The sequence below is a fragment of the Pantoea sp. B566 genome (assembly GCF_024793925.1).
Taxonomy (GTDB): Bacteria; Pseudomonadota; Gammaproteobacteria; order Enterobacterales; family Enterobacteriaceae; genus Pantoea; species Pantoea ananatis.
In genome coordinates this window covers 2,771,083-2,795,513 of sequence record NZ_JANUQL010000003.1, presented here as the reverse complement: position 1 = coordinate 2,795,513, position 24,431 = coordinate 2,771,083, and the positions used below count along the sequence as shown (strand labels likewise).

Genomic DNA, 24,431 nt, shown 5'->3' with positions numbered 1-24,431 from the left:
GATTAGAGTTCGCTTTTCTTGTGGAAACCGTCTTTCACCACGGTGCTGTCGATGTTGTCTTTGTTGACCTCAATCGGTGTCAGCAGGCGCGCTGGCACGTCTTTCAGGCCGTTATTGAGCGTGGCGTTGCTGGCTGGCGTCTGACCGTTGCCCAGCTCGATGGCAATCTTCGCGGCTTCGGTAGCCAGCTCTTTGATGGGTTTGTACACGGTCATGGTCTGGGTGCCGTTCATAATGCGTTTGATGGCAGCCAAATCCGCATCCTGTCCGGAAATGGCCACTTTACCGGCCAGCCCCTGAGCGCTTAGCGCCTGAATGGCACCGCCCGCAGTGGCATCGTTAGAGGCGACAACTGCGTCAATATTGTTTTTATTGGCGGTCAGGGCATTTTCCATAATTTTCAGCGCGTTTTCCGGCAGCCAGGCATCCACCCACTGATCGCCAACAATTTTAATGCTGCCGTTATCGATGTAAGGTTTTAACACCTTCATTTGTCCTGCGCGGAACAGGCGGGCGTTATTATCTACAGGTGAGCCGCCCATCAGGAAGTAATTTCCTTTTGGTACCTTTTTCACCAGGCTTTCCGCCTGCATTTCACCCACTTTTTCATTATCAAAGGAAATATAAAAATCGATGTCGGCGTTATTTATCATGCGGTCATAGGCAAGCACTTTAATCCCTTCACGTTTGGCTTCTGCCACTACGTTACTCAATACCTGACCGTTGTAGGGAATGATAACCAGCACATCAACGCCACGGTTGATCATATTTTCAATTTGCGACATCTGAGTTTCTTCGTTGCCATTGGCTGACTGCACGAAGACTTTTGCGCCCTGCGCCTCAGCCTGTTTGACAAAGATGTCACGGTCTTTTTGCCAGCGCTCCAGGCGCAAATCGTCGATTGCCATGCCAATTTTGACTTCTTTTGCCAGACTGGCCTGGCTGAACAGGGCCAGCGCTGCAAGGGCAGCGAGTAATGCAGGTTTCATTTTCATCATGGTCATCCTGTAGGGTACGGTTATTGTCGTTGTAAGGCTATGAACCAGGCGGATGAATTGTTCACCTTATTTTCTGCTGCCAGCAATTACTGATTTTTATCCCGCTATTACGTTTTTTGGTTTATTTCTGTATTTATGAGCGCGATCGAAAATTTTACATTTTCAGACTCACCGATTGCGAGATAAGACCTGTCGGGCGTCATAAAGCCTTCATATTTTTTTGCGAGCAAGTGCACAATAAATAATTATCTTACCGGCTGTGTGAAATATCGTAATTGAGCGCGCTGAGAGCGGGTACGCACAATAACGCTTCTGGGTAACCCATTCGGGGCCGATGCTAAGGAGCAAACCATGCACGCTTATTTTGACCAGCTTGATCGCGTTCGCTACGAAGGAACAAAAACCACCAATCCTCTGGCGTTCCGCCACTACAATCCGGATGAAGTGATCATGGGTAAAACCATGGCCGAGCATCTGCGCTTCGCCGCCTGTTACTGGCATACGTTCTGCTGGAACGGTGCCGATATGTTTGGCGCGGGTGCGTTTGATCGTCCGTGGCAGAAAGCGGGCGAGGCGCTGGATCTGGCAAAACTCAAAGCGGACGTGGCGTTTGAGTTTTTTCACAAGCTGAACGTGCCCTATTACTGCTTCCACGATGTAGACGTGTCACCGGAAGGGGATTCGCTGAAAAGCTATCGCGAAAACCTGGCCGTCATGACCGATAAACTGCTGGAAAAGCAGCAGGAAACCGGGCTTAAGCTGCTGTGGGGCACAGCGAACTGCTTCACCCATCCGCGTTATGGTGCAGGCGCTGCAACCAGTCCCGATCCGGAGGTGTTTTCCTGGGCAGCCAGCCAGGTATGCAGTGCCATGAAAGCCACCCAGACGCTGGGCGGCGAAAACTATGTGCTGTGGGGCGGTCGTGAAGGTTATGAAACCCTGTTAAATACCGACCTGCGCCAGGAGCGCGAGCAGATCGGCCGCTTTATGCAAATGGTGGTGGAGCACAAGCACAAAATCGGCTTCCAGGGCACGCTGCTGATCGAACCTAAGCCGCAGGAACCCACCAAGCATCAGTATGATTATGATGTCGCCACGGTTTATGGCTTCCTGAAGCAGTTTGGTCTGGAAAAAGAGATTAAGGTGAACGTCGAAGCGAACCATGCGACGCTGGCCGGCCACGCTTTCCATCATGAAATTGCAACGGCCATTGCCCTTGGCGTGTTTGGTTCGGTGGATGCTAACCGTGGTGATCCGCAGTGCGGCTGGGATACGGACCAGTTCCCGGTCAGCGTGGAAGAAAACGCGCTGGTGATGTACGAAATCATCAAAGCAGGCGGTTTCACGACCGGCGGCCTAAACTTTGATGCCAAAGTGCGCCGTCAGAGCACCGATAAGTATGACCTGTTCTATGGTCACATTGGCGCGATGGATACCATGGCACTGGCGTTGAAAGTCGCGGCGCGCATGCTGTCTGACGGTGAGCTGGATAAACGCGTTGCGCAGCGCTACAGCGGCTGGAACGGTGAGTTCGGTCAGCAGATTTTGAAAGGCGAGTTCTCTCTGGACGCGCTGGCGGCCCATGCGCATCAGCAGCAGTTTAACCCGCAGCACAACAGTGGACGTCAGGAGCAGCTGGAAAACCTGGTGAATCACTATCTCTATGATTTTTAATCCGTAAGGAGCGCGACATGGTAATCGGGATCGATATCGGCACATCCGGCGTTAAGGTTGTGCTGCTGGATGAGCAAGGCGTGGTTGTTGCGGTGGAAACCTCACCCTTGACGGTTTCCCGCCCGCAGCCGTTGTGGAGCGAACAAGATCCCGAAAGCTGGTGGCTGGCGACAGACCGCGCGATACAGGCACTGACCCAGCAGCACGATCTGAGTGGGGTAAAAGCGATTGGCCTGACCGGGCAGATGCACGGCGCTACGCTGCTTGACGCACAGCATCAGGTGCTGCGCCCGGCCATTCTCTGGAATGACGGACGCAGCGGCGATCAGTGCCGTGAGCTGGAACAACGGGTGCCTGAATCGCGTCAGATCACCGGTAACCTGATGATGCCGGGCTTCACCGCGCCAAAGCTGCTGTGGCTGAAAGAGCATGAGCCTGACGTTTTTGCTCAGGTCGCAAAAGTGCTGTTACCCAAAGATTACCTGCGCTGGCGACTGAGCGGCGAATTTGCCAGCGATATGTCAGATGCGGCGGGCACAATGTGGCTGGATGTGGAAAAGCGTGACTGGAGTGATGTGATGCTGGCGGCCTGCGGGCTGGCGCGTCACCACATGCCTGCGCTGTTTGAAGGTAATCAGATTACCGGTGCGCTGTCAGCGGATATCGCACAGCGCTGGAAACTGCCTCAGGTGCCGCTGGTGGCAGGTGGGGGCGATAACGCTGCCGGCGCAGTGGGTGTCGGTATGACAGCGCCGGGGCAAGGCATGTTGTCGCTGGGAACGTCCGGCGTCTATTTTGTGGTTAGCGACGGCTATCTCAGTAATCCGCAACGTGCCGTTCATAGCTTTTGTCATGCCCTGCCACAGCGCTGGCATCTGATGTCCGTGATGCTCAGTGCTGCGTCCTGCCTTGACTGGGCGGCTGCGCTGACCGGCTGCGACGATGTTCCTCATTTATTATCAGAGGCGGAGCGGGCAAAACAGGATGCGCCGCTGCTGTGGTTTTTGCCTTATCTGTCGGGGGAACGCACGCCGCATAATAATCCGCACGCCTGTGGCAGCTTCTTTGGCTTTACCCACCAGCACGGACGACCCGAGCTGGCGCAAGCCGTGCTGGAAGGCGTTGGTTTTGCACTGGCCGAAGGCATGGATGTGGTACACGAATGTGGTGTGACGCCCAGCAGTATCATGCTGATTGGCGGCGGCGCCCGTAGCGGCTACTGGCGCCAGATGCTGGCGGATATCAGCGGACAGACGCTGGATTACTGCGAAGGTGGCGATGTCGGACCCGCGCTGGGCGCAGCCCGTCTGGCGCAAATGGCGCTGGATGAGAATCTGACCGTGCCTGCCCTGAAGCAGGTGCAGCGCCACCAGCCGGACCCGGCGCGCCATGCGCTTTATCAGCCAAGACGTGAGACGTTCAGCCGGCTGTATCAGCAGCTGCTGCCGTTGATGCAGGCGTAATCCAGAAAGGGGGCAAACTGTGTTGCCCCCTTTTCACTTAACCAATTGCCCCCAGCGCATCGTCCTGACTCTGCTTCTTCGGCAGCAGGAACAGCGTTGCCACAATATCCAGCAGGTAGATGAGCGCCAGTAAGGTAATGGCTGCCACGAAAGAAAACTTGCCTGCCAGCAGGCCGATCACCAGCGGGCCGAATCCACCGACGCCACGTCCCAGGTTAAACAACACATTTTGCGCGGTCGCGCGCACCTGCGGTGGGAAGGTATCCGAGATTAGTGCACCGTATCCGCCGATCATGCCATTAACAAACAGCCCCATCAGGGCGCCCGTAAACAGCATAACGGTGGGATCGCGCAGTTGCGCATAAACCACAACCATCACGACTGCGCCGAACTGATAAAGCAGGAAAATTTTCCAACGTGCAAAGCGGTCCGCCAGCACGCCAAACAACCAGATGCCAAAAGTCATGCCGACCACGGTTACTGCCGTCCAGAGGCCGGATTTTGTCAGGCTGAAACCGAAGTTTGATGAGAGGTAGCTCGGCATCCAGATCATCAGGCCGTAATAACCAAAGTTCTGGACGGAGCAGAGAATAAAGATCCCCAGACTGGCCTTGCTGGTGGCGCGGTCTTTAACCAGCAATTTCAGTCGGGCGGGAAAAGACAGCGAGGGAACATGTATGATCTGACGGGTAAAGCTCTCAGGTTCGCCCATGCTGCGGCGAATGATAAACGACACCAGCGCGGGCAGCAGCCCCACAAGGAACATCCCGCGCCAGCCAATAACACTTAGCAACGGCGGCGTGATAAACGCCGCCAGCAGAACCCCCAGTTGCCAGCCGATCCCGACCCACGCCGATGCGCGGTTGCGCTTCTCTGCCGGCCAGGCTTCCGCAATCAGCGCCATGCCGATACCAAACTCGCCGCCGAGCCCCATTCCAGCCAGTGTGCGGTACGCCAGCAGATCCCAGTAACCCTGAGCCACCGCGCACAGGCCGGTAAAAACGGAGAACATAAGTATCGTAATGGTTAAGACACGAATACGCCCGTAACGATCGCTGAGATGGCCAAACACGATGCCGCCAATCACGGCACCAATCAGCGTCCAGGTCACCAGCGAGCCCGCCTGTGAGGGATCAAGCGCCAGCGACAGGCTAATGGCAGGCAGCATAAATCCCAGAATCAGCAGGTCGAATCCATCCATGGCATAACCGCTGACGGCAGCCAGCATCGCTTTGGCAGGCGTAACGCTCTGCTTAGAAGAGGAAGAAGAGGACATGAGTCAGCACCCGTTGGTTAAAAAACTGGCGCAAGTATAAAGAGCGATGCTGATGAGGTCTATGCAGAATAGCCGCAACCGTGCGCCTGAATAGCACACGGTTGTGCAGAATCAAGAAGGTTTATTACTGCCGTCGTCGCCGGATAAGAGCTCATCAAGCTTGTCTCCGCCGACGTGACGGAAATCCTGACCTTTGACGAAGTAGAAAATAATTTCGCAGATGTTCTGGCAGCGGTCACCAATACGCTCGATGGCGCGGGCGCAGAACAGTGCAGTTAACACGCTGGGAATCGTACGGGGATCTTCCATCATGTAAGTCATCAGCTGACGCACAATCCCTTCGTACTCTTTATCCACTTTTTTATCTTCGCGGTAGATCTGAACGGCTTCGTTAAGATCCATACGTGCAAACGCGTCCAGTACGTCATGCAGCATCTGTACGGTGTGGCGGCCCAGGGATTCCAGGCTGACCAGCAGAGGCAGATGTTGCTGACCAAACTTCTCCAGTGCGGTACGGCTGATTTTCTCGGCCACGTCGCCGATACGTTCCAGCTCGGAAATGGTCTTAATAATTGCCATAACCAGACGCAGGTCAATCGCAGTAGGCTGGCGTTTGGCAATGATGCGCACGCAAGCCTCATCAATCTCCACTTCCATCATGTTGACCTTCTGGTCGCCATCGATGACGCGCTGGGCCAGCTCACCGTCCAGGTTATGCATGGCGGTAATCGCATCGGTCAGCTGTTGCTCGACCAGCCCGCCCATAATCATCACCTGAGTGCGGATGTGCTCCAGTTCAGCGTTGAACTGACCGGAGATGTGTTTATTCAGATTTAAACTGTCCATGGCGATCTCCTGTCAAATCAGCCGTAGCGACCTGTGATGTAGTCTTCTGTTTGTTTCTGTGCCGGCTTGGTGAACAGCGTGTCGGTGTCGCTGAACTCAATCAGTTCGCCCAGATACATAAATGCCGTGTGGTCGGAACACCGTGCAGCCTGCTGCATGTTATGGGTCACGATCACAACCGTATAATCCTGCTTCAGTTCGGTAATTAATTCTTCGATACGGCCGGTGGAAATCGGATCCAGGGCTGAGCATGGCTCATCCAGCAGCAGCACTTCCGGACGGATAGCGATGCCGCGGGCAATGCACAGACGCTGCTGCTGCCCACCCGACAGGCTGTAGCCACTCTGGTGCAGCTTGTCTTTGGTTTCGTTCCACAGGGCCGCTTTGGTCAGGGCCCACTGCACGCGCTCATCCATATCGGCACGGGACAGCTTTTCGAACAGGCGCACGCCGAAAGCGATATTGTCATAAATCGACATTGGGAAAGGCGTTGGCTTCTGAAACACCATGCCAACGCGCGCCCGCAACAGTGCGATATCCTGATGCGACGCCAGAATATTGTCGCCATCCAGCAGAATATCACCTTCGGCACGCTGATCCGGATAGAGCGAATACATTTTGTTGAAGGTGCGCAGCAATGTGGATTTACCGCAGCCTGATGGCCCAATAAACGCCGTGACCTGGTTTTTAGCAATATCCAGATTAATGTTTTTCAGAGCGTGAAACTTGCCGTAATAGAAATTCAGATTACGAACCTCGATTTTTCCGGCTGACGCAGTCGCAGTACTCATTGTTTTTCTCTCTTAATCGACACCGCACAGGGCAGTGTCGGTAGTTAACCGTGTTTACCCTTGGCGAAAACCACTCTTGCTACGATATTCAGCAGCAGCACGCACAGGGTAATAATCAATACGCCAGCCCAGGCCAGGCTCTGCCACTCGGCAAACGGGCTCATGGCGAATTTAAATATGGTGACCGGGAGGTTAGCCACGGGCTGCATCATGTCGGTGCTCCAGAACTGATTCGACAGCGCAGTAAACAGCAGCGGCGCGGTTTCACCGGCGATACGGGCAATCGCTAACAGGACACCGGTGATGATGCCGGAAACCGACGCCTTGAGCGTAATCGCCGAGATCATCTTCCATTTCGGCGTACCCAACGCATAGGCGGCTTCGCGCATGCTGTCTGGTACCAGTCGCAACATGTTTTCCGTGGTTCGAATCACTATCGGAACCTGCAGCAGCGCCAGCGCAATCACGCCCGCCCAGCCGGAGAAGTGGTGCATCTGCGCCACGACGATGGTGTAGACAAACAGGCCAACCACAATCGACGGAGCGGACAGCAGAATGTCATTAATAAAACGAATCACTTCTGCCAGTGCTGATTTGCGTCCGTACTCCGCCAGATAAACGCCGGCCATAATGCCCAACGGCGTACCGAAGAAGGTAGACCAGAAAATCAGTAAACCGCTTCCCGCCAGGGCATTGGCTAAGCCACCACCCGCGGTGTTTGGCGGCGGAGTGGACTCCGTAAACAGCGACCATGACAAACCATCAATGCCACGGCTTACCGTAGTAAACAGAATCCACACTAACCAGAACAGGCCAAAAGCCATGGTCAGTAAGGACATTGTCAGCGCAATTTTGTTTTTGGTACTGCGCCACGACTGCATCTTACGACGTGACGCTTCCAGCTCAGCGCGAGCCTGTACTTCCATTGTTGTCATGATCGCGCTCCTTCACTTTTGGCCAGCCGCATAATCATTAACTTTGAAATCGCCAGCACGATAAAGGTAATCACAAACAGAATTAGACCCAGCTCCATCAGGGCCGCAACGTGTACGCCTGATTCTGCTTCAGCGAATTCGTTTGCCAGCGCGGAGGTGATACTGTTGCCAGGCATAAACAGCGAGGCGCTGTCTAACTGGTAGGTATTACCGATAATAAAGGTCACGGCCATGGTTTCACCCAGTGCACGTCCCAGACCGAGCATGACACCGCCGATCACCCCATTTTTGGTGAAGGGCAGAACAATACGCCAAATCACTTCCCAGGTCGTACAGCCAATGCCGTAAGCCGACTCTTTCATCATCACCGGCGTCTGTTCGAACACGTCGCGCATTACCGAGGCAATGTAGGGGATGATCATGATGGCCAGGATAACGCCTGCGGCCAGGATACCGATACCAAATGCGGGGCCAGAAAACAGCTCGCCAATGATAGGAATGCCCGACATCACATCGCCAACCGGCGTCTGGAAGTACTGTGCGAACAGTGGCGCAAAAACAAATAAGCCCCACATGCCGTAAACAATGCTGGGGATCGCCGCTAACAGCTCAATGGCGGTCCCCAGTGGACGACGTAACCAGCCTGGTGCGAGTTCAGTAAGGAAAAGCGCAATACCGAAACTGACCGGTACCGCAATAATCAGGGCAATAATTGAGGTGACGAGCGTACCGTAAATCGGTACCAGCGCACCAAATTGTTCGTTAGGGGCGTCCCAGGTTTTGGTCCACAAAAACGCGAAACCAAATTTCTGTATGCTCGGCCAGGAAGAGAAGATCAGGGAGACAATGATGCCGCCCATCAGTAACAAGACGATCAGCGCAGAGAGTTTTACCAGTGCACCGAAAACTCTGTCACCTTGCTTGCCTGGGGCTTTGAATGCCGACTTCGTTACAGCCATAGAAGTCTCAGTCCTCAGAAGTTATCAGGGCGGCAGACGCCGCCCCTGAAGGCTGACCAGACTGATGTCCGGCCAGGGTCATTCACTTACTTGTAAAGCGCTTTACCTGAACTGTCTTTGATATTGGCTTTCCATGCGGCACGGATCTGCTGAACTACGCTCTCAGGCAGGGTGGCATAATCCAGGGCGTTAGCCGTTTTGCCGCCGTCTTTATAAGCCCAGTCGAAGAATTTCAGTACTTCGGCACCTTTCGCCGCATTAGCCTGGTCTTTGTAAATCAGGATAAAGGTGGTTGAGGTGATCGGCCATGCATCATTGCCTTTCTGGAAGGTCAGATCCTGGGCAAACGATTTGCTCCAGTCTGCGCCTTTTGCGGCATTAGAGAAGCTGATTTCGCTTGGCGCAACGGCCTTACCGTCTGCATCCATCAGCTTGGTGTAGGTCAGGTTATTCTGTTTGGCATACGCGTACTCAACGTAACCAATGGAGCCTGGCAGACGCTGAACGAACGCCGCAACGCCGTCGTTACCTTTACCGCCCAGACCGGTTGGCCAGTTAACGGTGTTTCCTTTACCAATTTTGCTGTTCCACTCTTCATTCACTTTCGCCAGGTAGCTGGTGAAAACGAAAGAGGTACCTGAACCATCCGCGCGGCGCACCACGTTGATGTTGGTGTCTGGCAGTTTCACGCCCGGGTTCAGTTTAACGATCGCTGGATCGTTCCACTTCTTGATATTGCCGAGATAGATATCACCTACGGTTTTTCCGTCCAGCGTCAGTTGGCCAGATTTTACGCCTGGCAGGTTAACCGCCAGCACCACACCACCGATCACGGTAGGGAACTGGAACAGCCCATTCTTCTGCAGATCTTCGTCTTTCATAGGCGCATCGGACGCACCGAAATCAACGGTTTTGGCGATAATTTGTTTTACACCGCCAGATGAACCAATGCCCTGATAGTTAATTTTGCTACCGGTGGCTTGCTGATACTCTGCTGCCCACTTGGCATAAACCGGCGCCGGGAATGTACCGCCAGCACCAGTCAGATCGGTGGCTGCAAAGGCAGAAACCGCACTAACGGCAAGAGAGGCGGCGAGGATTCGGGCTACGGTGCTACGCATCAGTGTCATGTTCCCTCCAGGGGAGAAAAGTCAGGCTAAGTGCCTTTTTAGTAAGAGTCAGTGATTGCTGCAGGAGGGAAAATAGGACAGTTTAGTGACAGAAAAATGTAGTTAATATTACAGTTATATGACAGACACAATTATTGCTAATTTTTACAAGCCCACTATTGAAAAGGACATGTTCGATGAAATTTATGAAGAAGCTTCTGGTAGGCAATATCGTCGTCCTCTGTACGCTGGCCAGCGCCCAGGCGTACGACGTACCGCAGATTCATTCGGATGAATCTTTTGCAATGACAGATAACAGAGGCACTCTGGCCACAATTGATAGTGGTGGCGCGGTCAGACAAGCTTCTGTCAATGCTGAGGATGTGAGTAAAACGAAGGATAATGTAGAGAAATTATTAAAAACGCAAGAAAACCAGACTGATACCCTCAACCAGCTCACACAAAAGCTCAGTAAAAATGAAGATACGATCAATAACCTGCAACGCTCACTCGATGAGGCTAACCGTAAAATCAGCGATCAGCAGCGCGTAATTGAGCAAGTCAGCAGCAAAATCAAATAAATGGAACGCGTGAATCCCTGGTGGGATTCACGCGTGAGAGGCTTTACTCGACCGTGACCGATTTCGCCAGATTACGCGGCTGATCCACATCGGTGCCTTTAATCAGGGCGACATGATAGGAGAGTAGCTGGAGCGGCACGGTATAGAAGATAGGCGCAATGGCCTCTTCAACGTGCGGCAAGGGAATGATCTTCATTCCCTCGCTGTCACTGAAACCGGCATCCTGATCGGCAAACACGTACAGCAGACCGCCGCGCGCGCGCACCTCTTCGATATTCGATTTCAGCTTCTCTAACAGCTCGTTGTTCGGTGCCACCACGATGACCGGCATGTCAGCATCGATCAGTGCCAGCGGACCGTGCTTGAGTTCGCCCGCGGCATAAGCTTCAGCATGTATGTAAGAGATCTCTTTTAACTTCAGCGCGCCTTCCATAGCGATCGGATACTGATCGCCACGGCCCAGGAATAGCGCGTGATGTTTATCGGAGAAATCTTCCGCCAGATCTTCTATCAACTTGTCCTGCGCCAGCATTTGCTCGATGCGGCTTGGCAACGCCTGCAGACCATGAACAATCTCATGCTCTTTTTCTGCGGACATGCCGTTGAGGCGGCCGAGTTTTGCCACCAGCATCAGCAGCACGGTGAGTTGGGTGGTAAAGGCCTTTGTGGAGGCGACACCAATCTCAGTGCCCGCTTTGGTCATCAGCGCCAGATCGGATTCGCGCACCAGCGACGAACCCGCGACGTTACAGATAGCCAGCGAACCCAGATAACCCAGCTCTTTGGACAGGCGCAGCGCAGCCAGCGTATCAGCGGTTTCACCCGACTGAGAGAGGGTAATCAGCAGGCTGTTTTTACGCACAGCAGATTTGCGATAGCGGAATTCAGACGCGATTTCGACGTCGCAAGGGACGTTTGCCAGCGCCTCGAACCAGTAACGCGAAACCATACCGGAGTTATATGAGGTGCCGCAGGCAATGATCTGAACATGCTCAACCTTGCTGAGCAGGGCTTCTGCATTTGGCCCCAGTTCACTGAGATCCACTTCACCGTGGTTAAAACGCCCTGTTAAGGTATTTTTAATCGCATTCGGTTGCTCATAGATCTCTTTCTGCATGTAGTGACGATACTGGCCTTTGTCGCCCGCATCATACTGCACGCTGGACTCAATCTCTTCACGACGGACGTTATTGCCGTTGCCATCAATGATGGTGACATCACGACGGCTAATTTCAGCGATATCGCCCTCTTCCAGATAAATGAAGCGGCGAGTGACCGGTAGCAGCGCCAGTTGGTCAGAAGCGATAAAGTTTTCACCCACACCACGGCCAATGACCAGCGGACTTCCGGAACGAGCCGCCACCAGCAGCGACGGATCGCGGCTGTCCATAATCACCATGCCATAGGCGCCGCGCAGCTGAGGGATCACGCGCTGTACAACTTCACGCAGCGAGCCGCCCTGTTTCTGTTCCAGATGGACCAGATGCGCCACCACTTCGGTATCGGTTTCTGAGGCGAAGTGATAACCCTTCGCCATCAGCGCTTCACGCAGGGGCTCATGGTTTTCAATAATGCCGTTATGGACGATAACGATGTGCTCAGAAACGTGCGGATGCGCGTTGGCTTCTGAGGGCTCGCCATGGGTTGCCCAGCGGGTGTGAGCAATGCCTGTTCCGCCGACAAGGGGCTGTTCTTCAGCGGCAGCAGCCAGCATCTGAACCTTTCCCAGACGACGCAGGCGCGTTACGTGCCCCTGCTGATCGACGACGGCAAGACCGGCTGAGTCATAACCGCGGTACTCCAGGCGGCGTAACCCTTCTAACAAAATTTCTGCGATATCACGTTGTGCTACTGCACCAACAATTCCACACATAGTTATTTCCTGACTTCATGGCTGTTCGCCATTGCGTTGTCATATGACCTGATAGTCCGGCTTTGCCGGTTCCCCGAGCCTTGTAGAGAGTGGGGATTATAGTTTTGGCACTGCAAGCGGCCCGTTTATCACGGGCCGTAAAATTATTTTTTCTTCTGCGGACGTTGCCAACCGGCTTTATGGTTCTGTTCTTTACGGTTATAGACCAGATCGGCTGCAGAGACATCTTTCATTACCGTGGTGCCCGCTGCGATAGTCGCGCCTGCCGCCACATTGACCGGCGCGACCAGCTGCGTGTCCGATCCTACAAAGACGTTATCGCCAATGATCGTTTTGAATTTATTCGCGCCATCGTAATTACAGGTGATCGTTCCCGCCCCAATATTCACATTGGCACCAATCTCGGCATCGCCCAGGTAAGAGAGGTGACCCGCTTTGGACCCTTTACCCAGTCGGGCTTTCTTCATCTCGACAAAATTACCTACGTGCGCGGCCTGAGCCAGCTCACTTCCCGGACGCAGACGCGCAAATGGCCCTACGGTACAGTCTGCAGCCAGATTTGCATCCTCGATCACCGAATAGGGGCTGATATCACAGTCATCCCCGATAACGCTGTTTTTGATGACGCAGCCAGCACCAATTTTGACCCGGTTGCCCAGCGTCACCTGGCCTTCAATGATAACGTTGGTGTCAATTTCAACATCACGGCCATGCTGCAGGGTGCCACGCAGATCGAAACGCGCAGGATCGCGGAGCATGACGCCTGCCAACAGCAGTTTTTCAGCCTGCTCGCTTTGGTAAGTCCGCTCAAGCGTGGCCAGTTGCAGGCGATTATTGACACCGTCAGTTTCGCTATTGCGGGCCGGATGCACTGCATTAATCACCCGACCTTCTTCATGCGCCAGGGCAATAATATCGGTAATGTAGAATTCGCCCTGAGCATTATTGTTATTCAACTGGGACAGCCAGCGCTTAAGATCGCCGCCATTGGCGATCAGGATACCGGTATTGATTTCGTTAATGGTCAGTTGAGAAGGCGTGGCATCTTTTTGTTCAACAATGCCTACGATGGTGTCATTCTCGCGTACGATGCGACCGTAACCGGTGGGATTATCCAGGACGACCGTTAATAAACCGATACCGCCCGCGGGTTTTGCTTCGCGCAGACGCTGTAAGGTAGCTTCAGAAATCAGCGGGACATCACCATAGAGCATCATGATGTCTTCGTCATCGGAGAAGTGAGGGGCCGCCTGCTGCATAGCGTGGCCCGTACCCAGCTGCTCTGCCTGTAGCACCCAGTTTACTGTGCTGTCGTTTAACGTTGCTTTGAGTTGGTCACCACCGTGCCCGTATACCAGGTGCACATGCTTTGCACCCAGGCCCTTTGCGGCATCAATGACGTGCTGAACCATCGGTTTTCCTGCCAGCATATGCAACACTTTCGGCAGATCGGAATACATACGGGTGCCCTTGCCAGCCGCAAGAATCACCACACTCATCGCACTGTTAGACATATCTATCCTGACTGATTGTAGACTGAAGAAAGTTAAACGATTTAGCACTGAGATTACTACATTTTTCTCGGCCCGAAATTAGCCAGCATCCTTTTGCTTTACCGTCACGCAAAAAAAATGCCAACCCAATGGGCTGGCATTTCGTGACGCACAAAGCCGGATTACATCGCTTTTTTGGTCAGCTCGATCACGCGCAGTTTCGCAATGGCTTTCGCCAGTTCCGCAGAAGCCTGAGCGTAGTCCACGTCGCCGTGGCTGCTGTTCATATGCTCTTCTGCTTTACGTTTTGCTTCCAGCGCACGCGCTACGTCCAGATCGGTACCGCGAATCGCGGTATCGGCCAGAACGGTGGTGCTGCCAGGCTGCACTTCCAGCACGCCGCCAGAGAGGTAAATAAACTCCTCTTCGCCGTGCTGTTTCACGATACGGATCATTCCAGGCTTAATGGCAGTCAGCAACGGGGCATGGCCAGGGAAAATCCCCAGTTCACCTTCGCTACCTGACACCTGAATTTTCTGTACCAGACCAGAGAACAGTTGGCTCTCTGCGCTGACAACATCCAGGTGATAAGTCATAGCCATAATTTTCCTCCTGGGAAACCGTTATTACAGTTTCTTCGCTTTTTCGACCGCTTCTTCGATGGCGCCAACCATGTAGAAGGCCTGCTCTGGCAGGTGGTCAAATTCACCTTCCATGATGCCTTTAAAGCCACGGATGGTGTCTTTCAGCGTTACGTATTTACCTGGAGAACCGGTGAACACTTCTGCTACGAAGAACGGCTGAGACAGGAAGCGCTGAATCTTACGCGCACGTGCCACCAGCAGTTTGTCTTCTTCAGACAGCTCGTCCATACCCAGGATGGCGATGATGTCTTTCAGTTCCTGATAACGCTGCAGCAGTGACTGTACGCCACGTGCAACGTCGTAGTGCTCCTGACCCACAACCAGTGGATCCAGCTGACGGCTGGTGGAGTCCAGCGGGTCAACGGCCGGGTAGATACCCAGCGAGGCGATCTGACGGCTAAGGGTAACTGTTGAGTCTAAGTGAGCAAAGGTGGTTGCTGGTGACGGGTCAGTCAAGTCATCCGCTGGCACGTATACGGCCTGTACGGAGGTGATTGAACCTGTCTTGGTGGAGGTAATACGCTCCTGCAACACACCCATCTCTTCTGCCAGCGTTGGCTGATAACCTACCGCAGATGGCATACGACCCAGCAGCGCGGATACTTCCGTACCGGCCAGGGTATAACGGTAGATGTTGTCGATGAACAGCAGAACGTCGCGGCCTTCATCACGGAATTTCTCCGCCATGGTCAGACCGGTCAGTGCCACGCGCAGACGGTTACCCGGCGGCTCGTTCATCTGGCCATACACCAGCGCAACTTTATCGATAACGTTGGAGTCAGTCATTTCGTGGTAGAAGTCGTTACCCTCACGAGTACGCTCACCCACGCCGGCAAATACCGAGTAACCTGAGTGCTCAGCCGCAATGTTACGGATCAGCTCCATCATGTTTACGGTTTTACCTACACCCGCACCACCGAACAGACCGACTTTACCGCCCTTAGCGAACGGACACATCAGGTCGATAACCTTGATGCCGGTTTCCAGCAGTTCCTGCGAGTTAGACTGATCTTCATAAGAAGGCGCAGGGCGGTGAATAGAGGAAACCTCTACTGCGCTGCCGTCTTCTTCTGTCAGGTCGCCTTTCATGTCGATAGGCTCGCCCAGCACGTTCATGATACGGCCGAGGGTTGCTTTACCAACCGGTACCTGGATCGGTTTTTTCAGGTCGGTGACTTCCAGACCGCGCTTCAGGCCGTCAGAAGTACCCATGGCGATAGTACGAACCACGCCACCACCCAGCTGCTGCTGAACTTCCAGCACCAGACGAGCATCACCATTCTTAACCTCAAGAGCGCTGTACACTTGCGGTACTGCATCCTGAGGGAATTCGACGTCAACTACGGCGCCGATAATCTGGACAATCTTTCCAGCTGCCATCTTGAATCCTCTACCTAATTCCAAACCTGGTTAAACCGCGGAGGCTCCCGAGACGATCTCGGTAAGTTCCTGGGTGATGCTGGCCTGACGAGCTTTGTTGTAAACCAACTGCAGCTCTTTGATCAGATTTCCGCCGTTATCGGTTGCAGCTTTCATTGCTACCATACGTGCGGCCTGCTCACTGGCCAGGTTTTCCACCACACCCTGATAAACCTGCGATTCGACATAGCGACGCAGCAGCGTATCCAGCAGCGCTTTCGGATCGGGCTCGTACAGGTAATCCCAGGTCTTCGCCTTCATCTCTTCTTCACCTTCCGCTGGCGGTAACGGCAGCAGTTGGGTAATGGTCGGAGTCTGAGACATGGTGTTGTTGAACTTGTTGTTAACAATGTACAGCTTGTCGATGCGGCCTTCATCGTAGGCCTGCAACATCACTTTTACCGGGCCGATAAGATCAGACAGCGCAGGCTTATCGCCCATGCCAGTGACCTGTGCCACAACATTGCCACCAACAGCGCCGAAGAATGACACGCCTTTCGATCCCACAATGGCCAGATCGCTCTGTACGCCTTTGTCGGACCAGGCCTTCATCTCTGCCAGCAATTTTTTGAACAGGTTAACGTTCAAACCACCACAAAGCCCGCGGTCAGTCGAAACGACCAGGTAGCCGACGCGCTTAACGTCGCGCTCATCCAGGTAAGGGTGCTTGTATTCCAGATTCCCCAGTGCAAGGTGACCAATCACTTTGCGCATGGTATCTGCATACGGACGGCTGGCCGCCATGCGTTCCTGCGTTTTACGCATTTTGGAGGCGGCGACCATTTCCATCGCTTTGGTGATCTTCTGCGTATTTTTTACGCTTCCGATCTTGGTACGTATTTCTTTTGCGCCGGCCATTAGCTTCTCCTCAAAGCCTTGCGGCTTGCCCTTTCAGACAAGCCGCCAGACATTACCAGGACTGGGTTGCTTTAAACGTTTCGAGGAGGCCTTTCAGCTTCTCTTCGATATCGTTATTGAAGTTACCAGACTGGTTGATTTCAGCCATCAGCTCGGCGTGATCGCGATCTGCGAACGCCAGCAGAGCAGCTTCAAAGCTACCAATTTTTGCCAGCTCAACGTCGTTCAGATAGCCGCGTTCCGCTGCGAAAAGCACCAGACCCTGCTGCGCAACCGACATCGGCGCATACTGTTTCTGCTTCAGCAGCTCGGTCACTTTCTGACCGTGGCTCAGCTGTTTACGGGTTGCATCGTCCAGATCAGATGCAAACTGGGAGAAGGCCGCCAGTTCACGATACTGCGCCAGCGCGGTACGAATACCACCGGACAGTTTCTTGATGATCTTAGTCTGAGCAGCACCACCCACACGGGATACAGAGATACCCGGGTTAACAGCAGGACGGATACCGGAGTTGAACAGGTTAGATTCCAGGAAGATCTGACCATCAGTAATCGAGATTACGTTGGTCGGAACGAACGCAGAAACGTCACCCGCCTGAGTTTCGATGATTGGCAGCGCGGTCAAAGAACCGGTCTGGCCTTTCACTTCACCATTGGTGAAGCGCTCAACGTAGTCAGCGCTCACGCGTGATGCACGCTCCAGCAGACGAGAGTGGAGATAGAACACGTCGCCTGGGAATGCTTCACGGCCTGGTGGACGGCGCAGCAGCAGAGAAATCTGACGGTAAGCAACAGCCTGCTTAGACAGGTCATCGTAAACGATCAGCGCATCTTCACCGCGGTCACGGAAGTATTCGCCCATGGCGCAACCTGCATACGGAGCCAGATACTGCAGTGCAGCAGACTCAGACGCAGAGGCAACAACAACGATGGTGTTAGCCAGCGCGCCGTGCTCTTCCAGTTTACGTACCACGTTAGAAATGGTTGACGCTTTCTGACCAATCGCAACGTAGACACACTTGATGCCTGAATCGCGCTGGTTGATGATGGCGTCGATAGCCATTGCGGTTTTACCGGTCTGACGGTCACCGATGATCAGCTCACGCTGGCCACGGCCGATTGGAATCATCGCATCGACAGATTTGTAACCGGTCTGAACAGGCTGGTCTACGGACTGACGGTCGATAACACCTGGTGCAATCACTTCGACTGGCGAGAAGCCGTCGTTGTCGATCGCGCCTTTACCGTCGATAGGTGCACCCAGGGTGTTCACCACGCGGCCCAGCAGGCCACGGCCAACCGGTACTTCAAGAATACGGCCAGTACACTTGACCTTCATGCCTTCGGCCAGGTCAGCATACGGACCCATCACCACCGCACCTACAGAGTCACGCTCGAGGTTCAGGGCGATAGCGTAACGGTTTCCCGGCAGGGAAATCATCTCACCCTGCATAACATCGGCCAGGCCGTGTACGCGGATGATACCGTCACTTACAGAAACAATAGTACCTTCGTTGTGAGCTTCACTCACGACATTGAACTGAGCAATGCGCTGCTTGATCAGTTCGCTGATTTCGGTGGAATTCAGTTGCATATGCTCCAGTCCCCTTAAGACTGCAAGACGTCAGCCAGACGGTCAAGACGGCCGCGTACGCTGCCATCAATAACCAGATCACCCGAACGGATGATCACGCCTGCCATCACAGACTTATCAATTTTGCAATTCAGCTTAACTTTGCGTGACAGACGTTTTTCCATCGCGGCGCTGATTTTAGTCAGCTGGTCGTCACTCAGCGTGCTGGCAGAAATAACATCCACTTCGGCAGTCGCTTCATAAGCGTCTCGCAGTTGAATGAATTGCGCCAGTACAGCCGGAAGCGCTGTCAAACGTCCGTTTTCCGCCATCACCTTAATCAGGTTCTGTGCGGGTTCATCCAGTTGATCACCACAGACTGCATTAAACGAGGCAGCCAGCGCTTCGGGTGCTAATGCACCTGAAAGCAGGTCGGCCATCTGTTCATTGGCAGCCACTTCTGCGGCAAACGCCAGCATCTTTTGCCAGCGTTCAATACTTTGATGCTCAACAGCAAAGTCAAAAGCTGCTTTGGCGTAGGGGCGAGCTACAGTAATCAGATCAGACATCAGCCCCTCCCTCCTTACAGTTCAGCGACCAGTTTATCAACGATGTCGCTGTTAGCAGCTTCATCCACGGAACGTTCGATGATCTTCTCGGCGCCAGCCATTGCCAGCAACGCGACTTGCTTACGCAGTTCTTCACGTGCACGCTTGCGTTCGGCGTCAATTTCAGCCTGCGCTTGTGCAACAATGCGAGTACGTTCGTTATCAGCTTCAGTCTTGGCTTCGTCCAGAATCTGCGTGCGACGCTTGTTCGCCTGCTCGATAATGACCTGAGCTTCCTCTTTCGCTTTTTTCAGCTGGTCGGTCGCATTAGCCTGCGCGAGATCCAAATCTTTCTTCGCGCGTTCAGCAGAAGCAAGGCCTTCAGCAATTTCTTTCTGGCGCTTTTCGATGGCAGCCATAATCGGTGGCCATACGTACTTCATGCAGAACGCGACAAACAGGATGAACGCGATGGCCTGGCCGAGGATTGTTGCATTAATGTTCACAGCACAATGCCTCTAATTAAGTATTTAACTTTTCTGCCGCTATCAACGATAAACGGCAGAATCCGTTCACTCTCGCACCAGGTACGGAGTGAACACAGGGGCTTTAGGCGACAGCAAACATCACGTAGAGGCCCAGACCAACAGCGATCATTGGGATTGCATCCACCAGACCCATTACAACAAAGAACTGCGTACGCAGCAGAGGAATCAGGTCAGGCTGACGAGCAGCGCCTTCCAGGAATTTTCCTCCGAGGATGCCGATACCGATCGCAGCACCGATTGCCGCCAGGCCCATCATCACAGCGGCAGCCATGTACAGCAGATCCATATTCAGGTTTTCCATGACAGTCTCCAGTTTGTTTCAGTTAAACGCGTATTGTTGAGAAAAAAATCAATGTTCTTCAGATGCCATCGACAGATAGACAATCGTGAGGACCATGAAGATGAAAGCCTGTAGCGAAATGATCAGGATGTGGAAAATGGCCCAAGGCACATTCAGAATCCACTGTGACCACCACGGCAACAGACCGGCAATAAGGATAAAGATCAGTTCACCCGCATACATGTTACCGAACAGTCGCAGACCGAGTGAAACCGGTTTGGACAGCAGGCTAACACCTTCCAGAATAAGGTTGATGGGGATAAAGATCGGGTGATTAAAAGGCTGCAGCGTCAGCTCTTTCGTGAAGCCGCCAATGCCTTTCATTTTGATGCTGTAGAACAGAATCAAAATAAATACGCCCAACGCCATGGATAGCGTGATGTTCACGTCTGCAGAAGGTACCACGCGCAGCGCCGGTAACCCCAACCAGTGCTCACCAATATAGGGCAGCAAATCGATTGGCAGCAGATCCATGAAGTTCATCAAGAAGACCCAGACAAAAATCGTCAGAGCCAGCGGGGCGATAAGTTTGCTCTTACCGTGATACATGTCGCGCACGTTGCTATCAACGAAACCGACAACCAGTTCGATAGCCGCCTGCATTTTCCCTGGCACACCGCTGGTGACGCTTTTCGCCACGCTACGGAACAACACCAGGAAGATAACTCCCAGCACCAGAGAGAAAAACATGGAATCGATATTTAATACCCAGAACGTCGCGGGAGCGTCGTGAGCATTCACTAACTCGAAGGTACGCAGGTCCAACTGAAGATGAGTCAGGTGGTGACCAATGTACTCTTGCGGAGTAGAGATTTCTCCTGCAGCCATGATGCCTCTTACCCTTTGTTGTTAATTACCGCCGGTGCCAACATCTGAACGACCAGCACCGATAACCAGGTGATCCCGACCGGCCAGAAGACCGCATCGAATACACCCAACGCCACAATGAGCAAAATAATGGTCGCGAACACTTTGGCTATTTCCCCCAAAGCGAAGCTCCACGCGACGCGCCCCGAAGCCGGAGTTTGCCCTTGCAGGCGCCAGGCTATAAACAAGAACAACACGTTTGGCAGCCAGGCTGCCATTCCGCCAGCAAGAGCAGAGCCGCCCCATGTGACATCTTTCAGGGCAAAGAGTGCACCGACGATGACGATGGTCACTAGCTGAATCACCAGCACCGTTCGGGCGTATTTCACACTGTAAAGAGACACTGACATGACGCTGATACTCTCCTGCCCCTTTAGGGGTATGTCGCGTGTCGTATAAGACTGCCTTTGTGCATTTGAGTCAAGTAGCAAAAGCCGTGCAAATTATACGGGCCGTACCTGTGATTTCAATCGTTAAGTAACGAAAAGGTGAACAATTATCTAAATTTCTTTCCGAATGACTATTTTTCAAAAGATACTGAGCAGCCCGTTTCGGATAAAGCCGTAAAAAGTTCCGCAGCAACTCAGTTTTAAAGCGTGCTTTAGATCACATAATAAGCATTCGCACCGCGTTATGTTTTATTAAGACCCAATTATCCGAACGCAAAATAAGGGATAAAAAACCTTATTATCAATCAGTTAAAAAGCAATATACCGTAACGTTTTTTTGTTCCCGATGAAAATAGTCTATTGACATCGAAGTCTCCTTCAGAATCGTAAAAAGCCTATTACTCTTGCCGAAAGGCGGGTGGCCTTAAATATGATTAATCGCGGTGCGCACCGATAAAACGCCAAAAACTCGTGATTATTTTGATAAAACTTTGTGAAATAAAAGTTAAATGTGAAAAAGTTTTTCAGATAATTTCCGCGTCAGGATTTAACAACGTGAGCCGGAAAAGCAGAGTAGATGACCCAAAGACCATCGCATCTTTGGTTACATGGCACCGCGCGTTGATACGCTTTACGGTGCCTGAATGCGCTATGGCGTACTGTTCCTGGCAACGATAACCAGATGACGTTCGCCTTCCAGTTGGGGAACCTGAAGTGAAATCACCTTGTCCAGCGCATAGCCCGCAGGCAGGCTGGCGATTTCCTCATCCGGCCGCACGCCTTTAAGCGCATAAAAACGGCCATTTTCCGCGGGTAAGTGATGACACCAGCTCACCATATCCTCCAGCGACGCAAAGGCGCGGCTGATCACCCCATCAAATGGCGGTTCGGAAGGAAAGGCTTCGACCCTGCTCTGGACCGGCTCGATATTTGTGAGTCCCAGTTCATGCTGCACCTGCCGTAAAAAACGTACGCGTTTACCCAAGCTGTCCAGCAAAGTGAAATGTGCCTCCGGCATCACAATGGCCAGCGGAATGCCGGGTAAACCGGGCCCGGTGCCGACATCGATAAAACGTGAACCCTGAAGATGTGGCGCCACCACGATGCTGTCGAGGATATGGCGAACCAGCATCTGCTGAGGATCGCGTACCGAAGTCAGGTTATAAGCTTTATTCCATTTATCCAGTAGCCCTACATAGGCCACCAGTTGCTGTTTTTGTTGATCGGAAAGGGAAATTTTGGCCGCTTGCAGCAGCGAAGTGAGTTTGTTGATCACAGCATCAGTCCAGTCAGCGGGGGCGGAAAATCCCGCCCCGGTTCAGATCAGGCGCTTTTGCGCAGCAGACCTTGTTTTTTCAGGTAAATCAGTAAAATTGAGATGGCCGCAGGCGTGACGCCTGAGATGCGTGATGCCTGGCCGATTGAAACCGGTTTATGATCGTTAAGCTTGGCGATAACTTCATTAGAAAGGCCACTGACCTGACGATAATCAAGCGTGGCTGGCAGCAGCGTATTCTCATTACGCAACTGACGATCGATCTCTTCTTGCTGACGCGCAATATAGCCTTCGTATTTTACCTGGATCTCAACCTGTTCAGCAGCCTGTTCATCCGCCAAAGCCGGGCCAAAAGCATCAAGTGCCATCAGCTTCAGATAGGTCATTTCAGGGCGGCGTAACAGATCTTCAGCACTGGCTTCCTTCGTTAATGGAGAGCTGGTGATGGTATTCACCGCCTCAACATGTTCGGACTTAGGGTGCACCCAGATATCGCGCAGTCGCTGGCGTTCCTGCTCGATCGCTTCAAGCTTCTGGTTGAAGCGCGCCCAGCGCGCATCATCCACCAGGCCGAGTTCACGCCCGGTTTCCGTTAAACGTAAATCTGCATTGTCTTCACGCAGCATCAGGCGATATTCGGCACGTGAGGTAAACATGCGGTAAGGTTCTTTAGTGCCGAGAGTGCAAAGATCGTCGACCAGTACCCCGAGGTAAGCCTGATCGCGACGCGGTGCCCAGCCCTCTTTGTCAGCAGACTGACGCGCGGCGTTAAGCCCCGCCAGCAATCCCTGTGCTGCCGCTTCTTCGTAGCCTGTGGTGCCGTTAATCTGCCCGGCAAAAAACAGGCCGTCGATAAATTTGCTTTCCAGCGTGAGTTTTAAATCGCGTGGATCAAAGAAGTCATACTCAATGGCATAACCCGGGCGCACGATCTTCGCATTTTCCATGCCCTGCATTGAACGAACGATCTGCATCTGTACGTCGAATGGCAGGCTGGTTGAGATACCGTTGGGGTAGATCTCATTGCTGGTCAGTCCTTCAGGCTCAAGGAAGATCTGATGCGAGTTGCGATCGGCGAAGCGCATGACTTTGTCTTCGATCGACGGACAATAACGTGGCCCGATCCCTTCGATGATCCCCGCATACATGGGGCTACGATCGAGGTTATTACGGATCACATCATGTGTTTTTTCATTGGTATAGGTCATCCAGCACGGCACCTGCTGTGGGTGCTGTCCGGCATTGCCCATGAAAGAGAACACCGGCATCGGGTTATCGCCATGCTGCGGGGCAAGTACGCTAAAATCGATGCTGCGTGCATCAATGCGTGGCGGTGTACCGGTTTTCAGGCGGTCAACGCGCAGTGGCAAAGCACGCAGGCGTTTTGCCAGAGGGATCGACGGCGGATCGCCTGCACGACCTCCGCTGTAGTTATCCAGCCCGATATGAATTTTTCCGTCGAGGAAGGTACCCACGGTAAGCACGACCGTTTTGGCACGGAATTTCAGGCCCATTTGGGTTACCGCACCGACAACGCGATCGTTCTCGACGATCAGATCGTCAACGGCCTGCTGGAAGATCATCAGGTTTGGCTGGTTCTCCAGCGCAGTACGTACCGCCTGACGATAGAGTACGCGGTCCGCCTGAGCACGGGTCGCCCTTACGGCAGGACCTTTACTTGCGTTTAGTATCCTAAACTGAATACCCGCCCGATCGATTGCACCGGCCATCAAACCGCCTAAGGCATCCACTTCCTTTACCAAATGTCCCTTACCGATGCCACCGATGGCCGGGTTGCAGGACATTTGTCCCAGCGTATCGATGTTATGGGTCAGTAACAGGGTTTGCTGACCCATTCGGGCTGCTGCCATGGCAGCTTCCGTGCCCGCATGACCACCACCAATAACGATGACGTCAAAAGGATCTTGATAAAACATGAAGTGGTACCTCGTTGATGAATAGTCAGAGATC

General features: G+C 53.2%; 23 protein-coding genes. 3 read left to right on the top strand and 20 right to left on the bottom strand.

What is annotated here, in order from left to right; genetic code table 11:
• Positions 1-2: 2 nt before the first annotated feature.
• Complete coding sequence (xylF, locus tag NYE92_RS14800; protein WP_019104653.1) at positions 3-995, bottom strand: D-xylose ABC transporter substrate-binding protein; 993 nt, start codon at positions 993-995, stop codon at positions 3-5.
• A 354-nt stretch (positions 996-1,349) separates the two neighbouring features.
• Between xylF and xylA the strand changes: the two genes are divergently transcribed.
• Both xylA and xylB read left to right on the top strand, forming a co-directional pair.
• A complete protein-coding gene (xylA, locus tag NYE92_RS14795) occupies positions 1,350-2,672 on the top strand; it encodes a xylose isomerase (protein ID WP_014332960.1) in 1,323 nt (440 codons plus the stop codon).
• Between the two features lie 17 nt (positions 2,673-2,689).
• Positions 2,690-4,135 carry a xylulokinase gene (xylB, locus tag NYE92_RS14790; protein ID WP_259019110.1) on the top strand — a complete coding sequence of 482 codons (1,446 nt, stop codon included), beginning with the start codon at positions 2,690-2,692 and terminating at the stop codon, positions 4,133-4,135.
• A gap of 37 nt (positions 4,136-4,172) precedes the next feature.
• Here the strand turns inward: xylB and NYE92_RS14785 are convergent, their stop codons facing one another.
• The 6 genes from NYE92_RS14785 to pstS form a co-directional block, all read right to left on the bottom strand.
• Entirely contained in the window at positions 4,173-5,411 is a 1,239-nt protein-coding gene (locus tag NYE92_RS14785; RefSeq protein ID WP_014332962.1) for an MFS transporter, read from the bottom strand.
• Positions 5,412-5,522: 111 nt separating this feature from the next.
• A complete protein-coding gene (phoU, locus tag NYE92_RS14780) occupies positions 5,523-6,257 on the bottom strand; it encodes a phosphate signaling complex protein PhoU (protein WP_013023944.1) in 735 nt (244 codons plus the stop codon).
• A gap of 17 nt (positions 6,258-6,274) precedes the next feature.
• Entirely contained in the window at positions 6,275-7,048 is a 774-nt protein-coding gene (gene pstB, locus NYE92_RS14775) for a phosphate ABC transporter ATP-binding protein PstB (RefSeq protein ID WP_013023943.1), read from the bottom strand.
• A gap of 44 nt (positions 7,049-7,092) precedes the next feature.
• Positions 7,093-7,983, bottom strand: coding sequence for a phosphate ABC transporter permease PstA (pstA, locus tag NYE92_RS14770; RefSeq protein ID WP_013023942.1), 891 nt, complete (start codon positions 7,981-7,983; stop codon positions 7,093-7,095).
• Positions 7,980-8,942: a phosphate ABC transporter permease PstC gene (gene pstC, locus NYE92_RS14765; protein ID WP_259019109.1), complete on the bottom strand. Its 963-nt coding sequence runs from the start codon at positions 8,940-8,942 to the stop codon at positions 7,980-7,982. Before pstC ends, pstA begins: the two co-directional genes overlap by 4 nt.
• 86 nt (positions 8,943-9,028) lie before the next feature.
• Positions 9,029-10,072: a phosphate ABC transporter substrate-binding protein PstS gene (gene pstS, locus NYE92_RS14760; RefSeq protein WP_014332963.1), complete on the bottom strand. Its 1,044-nt coding sequence runs from the start codon at positions 10,070-10,072 to the stop codon at positions 9,029-9,031.
• 176 nt (positions 10,073-10,248) lie between these two features.
• Between pstS and NYE92_RS14755 the strand changes: the two genes are divergently transcribed.
• On the top strand, positions 10,249-10,632 hold the full coding sequence (locus NYE92_RS14755) for a hypothetical protein (RefSeq protein ID WP_022623732.1): 384 nt from the start codon (positions 10,249-10,251) through the stop codon (positions 10,630-10,632).
• A gap of 43 nt (positions 10,633-10,675) precedes the next feature.
• On the opposite strand, the gene glmS is transcribed toward NYE92_RS14755, so the two are convergent.
• The 13 genes from glmS to mnmG form a co-directional block, all read right to left on the bottom strand.
• The gene (gene glmS, locus NYE92_RS14750) at positions 10,676-12,505 is read right to left on the bottom strand and encodes a glutamine--fructose-6-phosphate transaminase (isomerizing) (protein WP_014332965.1); all 1,830 of its coding nucleotides are present in this window, start codon (positions 12,503-12,505) and stop codon (positions 10,676-10,678) included.
• Between the two features lie 143 nt (positions 12,506-12,648).
• Positions 12,649-14,019, bottom strand: coding sequence for a bifunctional UDP-N-acetylglucosamine diphosphorylase/glucosamine-1-phosphate N-acetyltransferase GlmU (glmU, locus tag NYE92_RS14745; protein ID WP_014604723.1), 1,371 nt, complete (start codon positions 14,017-14,019; stop codon positions 12,649-12,651).
• A gap of 161 nt (positions 14,020-14,180) precedes the next feature.
• Entirely contained in the window at positions 14,181-14,600 is a 420-nt protein-coding gene (locus tag NYE92_RS14740) for a F0F1 ATP synthase subunit epsilon (protein WP_078829303.1), read from the bottom strand.
• 24 nt (positions 14,601-14,624) lie between these two features.
• Positions 14,625-16,022: a F0F1 ATP synthase subunit beta gene (gene atpD, locus NYE92_RS14735; protein ID WP_014332967.1), complete on the bottom strand. Its 1,398-nt coding sequence runs from the start codon at positions 16,020-16,022 to the stop codon at positions 14,625-14,627.
• 30 nt (positions 16,023-16,052) lie between these two features.
• Positions 16,053-16,919: a F0F1 ATP synthase subunit gamma gene (gene atpG / locus NYE92_RS14730; protein ID WP_006121201.1), complete on the bottom strand. Its 867-nt coding sequence runs from the start codon at positions 16,917-16,919 to the stop codon at positions 16,053-16,055.
• A gap of 52 nt (positions 16,920-16,971) precedes the next feature.
• A complete protein-coding gene (atpA, locus tag NYE92_RS14725) occupies positions 16,972-18,513 on the bottom strand; it encodes a F0F1 ATP synthase subunit alpha (protein WP_013023934.1) in 1,542 nt (513 codons plus the stop codon).
• Positions 18,514-18,527: 14 nt separating this feature from the next.
• Positions 18,528-19,061, bottom strand: coding sequence for a F0F1 ATP synthase subunit delta (gene atpH / locus NYE92_RS14720; RefSeq protein ID WP_006121199.1), 534 nt, complete (start codon positions 19,059-19,061; stop codon positions 18,528-18,530).
• A gap of 14 nt (positions 19,062-19,075) precedes the next feature.
• Positions 19,076-19,546: a F0F1 ATP synthase subunit B gene (gene atpF / locus NYE92_RS14715; protein WP_013023933.1), complete on the bottom strand. Its 471-nt coding sequence runs from the start codon at positions 19,544-19,546 to the stop codon at positions 19,076-19,078.
• 103 nt (positions 19,547-19,649) lie between these two features.
• Positions 19,650-19,889 (bottom strand): F0F1 ATP synthase subunit C, encoded by a 240-nt coding sequence (gene atpE, locus NYE92_RS14710; protein WP_003849523.1) that lies wholly within the window; start codon positions 19,887-19,889, stop codon positions 19,650-19,652.
• 48 nt (positions 19,890-19,937) lie between these two features.
• The gene (gene atpB, locus NYE92_RS14705; RefSeq protein WP_013023932.1) at positions 19,938-20,756 is read right to left on the bottom strand and encodes a F0F1 ATP synthase subunit A; all 819 of its coding nucleotides are present in this window, start codon (positions 20,754-20,756) and stop codon (positions 19,938-19,940) included.
• An 8-nt stretch (positions 20,757-20,764) separates the two neighbouring features.
• The gene (atpI, locus tag NYE92_RS14700) at positions 20,765-21,145 is read right to left on the bottom strand and encodes a F0F1 ATP synthase subunit I (RefSeq protein WP_014332968.1); all 381 of its coding nucleotides are present in this window, start codon (positions 21,143-21,145) and stop codon (positions 20,765-20,767) included.
• Positions 21,146-21,833: 688 nt separating this feature from the next.
• Positions 21,834-22,460, bottom strand: coding sequence for a 16S rRNA (guanine(527)-N(7))-methyltransferase RsmG (gene rsmG, locus NYE92_RS14695; RefSeq protein ID WP_014332970.1), 627 nt, complete (start codon positions 22,458-22,460; stop codon positions 21,834-21,836).
• 47 nt (positions 22,461-22,507) lie between these two features.
• Positions 22,508-24,397 carry a tRNA uridine-5-carboxymethylaminomethyl(34) synthesis enzyme MnmG gene (mnmG, locus tag NYE92_RS14690; RefSeq protein WP_014332971.1) on the bottom strand — a complete coding sequence of 630 codons (1,890 nt, stop codon included), beginning with the start codon at positions 24,395-24,397 and terminating at the stop codon, positions 22,508-22,510.
• Positions 24,398-24,431: the final 34 nt, after the last annotated feature.

What these genes read in the sequence shown, in the direction of transcription:
- xylF (WP_019104653.1), bottom strand. Translation starts at nt 995, where the DNA reads ATGAAAATGAAACCTGCATTACTCGCTGCCCTTGCAGCGCTGGCCCTG.
- xylA (WP_014332960.1), top strand. Translation starts at nt 1,350, where the DNA reads ATGCACGCTTATTTTGACCAGCTTGATCGCGTTCGCTACGAAGGAACA.
- xylB (WP_259019110.1), top strand. Translation starts at nt 2,690, where the DNA reads ATGGTAATCGGGATCGATATCGGCACATCCGGCGTTAAGGTTGTGCTG.
- NYE92_RS14785 (WP_014332962.1), bottom strand. Translation starts at nt 5,411, where the DNA reads ATGTCCTCTTCTTCCTCTTCTAAGCAGAGCGTTACGCCTGCCAAAGCG.
- phoU (WP_013023944.1), bottom strand. Translation starts at nt 6,257, where the DNA reads ATGGACAGTTTAAATCTGAATAAACACATCTCCGGTCAGTTCAACGCT.
- pstB (WP_013023943.1), bottom strand. Translation starts at nt 7,048, where the DNA reads ATGAGTACTGCGACTGCGTCAGCCGGAAAAATCGAGGTTCGTAATCTG.
- pstA (WP_013023942.1), bottom strand. Translation starts at nt 7,983, where the DNA reads ATGACAACAATGGAAGTACAGGCTCGCGCTGAGCTGGAAGCGTCACGT.
- pstC (WP_259019109.1), bottom strand. Translation starts at nt 8,942, where the DNA reads ATGGCTGTAACGAAGTCGGCATTCAAAGCCCCAGGCAAGCAAGGTGAC.
- pstS (WP_014332963.1), bottom strand. Translation starts at nt 10,072, where the DNA reads ATGACACTGATGCGTAGCACCGTAGCCCGAATCCTCGCCGCCTCTCTT.
- NYE92_RS14755 (WP_022623732.1), top strand. Translation starts at nt 10,249, where the DNA reads ATGAAATTTATGAAGAAGCTTCTGGTAGGCAATATCGTCGTCCTCTGT.
- glmS (WP_014332965.1), bottom strand. Translation starts at nt 12,505, where the DNA reads ATGTGTGGAATTGTTGGTGCAGTAGCACAACGTGATATCGCAGAAATT.
- glmU (WP_014604723.1), bottom strand. Translation starts at nt 14,019, where the DNA reads ATGTCTAACAGTGCGATGAGTGTGGTGATTCTTGCGGCTGGCAAGGGC.
- NYE92_RS14740 (WP_078829303.1), bottom strand. Translation starts at nt 14,600, where the DNA reads ATGGCTATGACTTATCACCTGGATGTTGTCAGCGCAGAGAGCCAACTG.
- atpD (WP_014332967.1), bottom strand. Translation starts at nt 16,022, where the DNA reads ATGGCAGCTGGAAAGATTGTCCAGATTATCGGCGCCGTAGTTGACGTC.
- atpG (WP_006121201.1), bottom strand. Translation starts at nt 16,919, where the DNA reads ATGGCCGGCGCAAAAGAAATACGTACCAAGATCGGAAGCGTAAAAAAT.
- atpA (WP_013023934.1), bottom strand. Translation starts at nt 18,513, where the DNA reads ATGCAACTGAATTCCACCGAAATCAGCGAACTGATCAAGCAGCGCATT.
- atpH (WP_006121199.1), bottom strand. Translation starts at nt 19,061, where the DNA reads ATGTCTGATCTGATTACTGTAGCTCGCCCCTACGCCAAAGCAGCTTTT.
- atpE (WP_003849523.1), bottom strand. Translation starts at nt 19,889, where the DNA reads ATGGAAAACCTGAATATGGATCTGCTGTACATGGCTGCCGCTGTGATG.
- atpB (WP_013023932.1), bottom strand. Translation starts at nt 20,756, where the DNA reads ATGGCTGCAGGAGAAATCTCTACTCCGCAAGAGTACATTGGTCACCAC.
- atpI (WP_014332968.1), bottom strand. Translation starts at nt 21,145, where the DNA reads ATGTCAGTGTCTCTTTACAGTGTGAAATACGCCCGAACGGTGCTGGTG.
- mnmG (WP_014332971.1), bottom strand. Translation starts at nt 24,397, where the DNA reads ATGTTTTATCAAGATCCTTTTGACGTCATCGTTATTGGTGGTGGTCAT.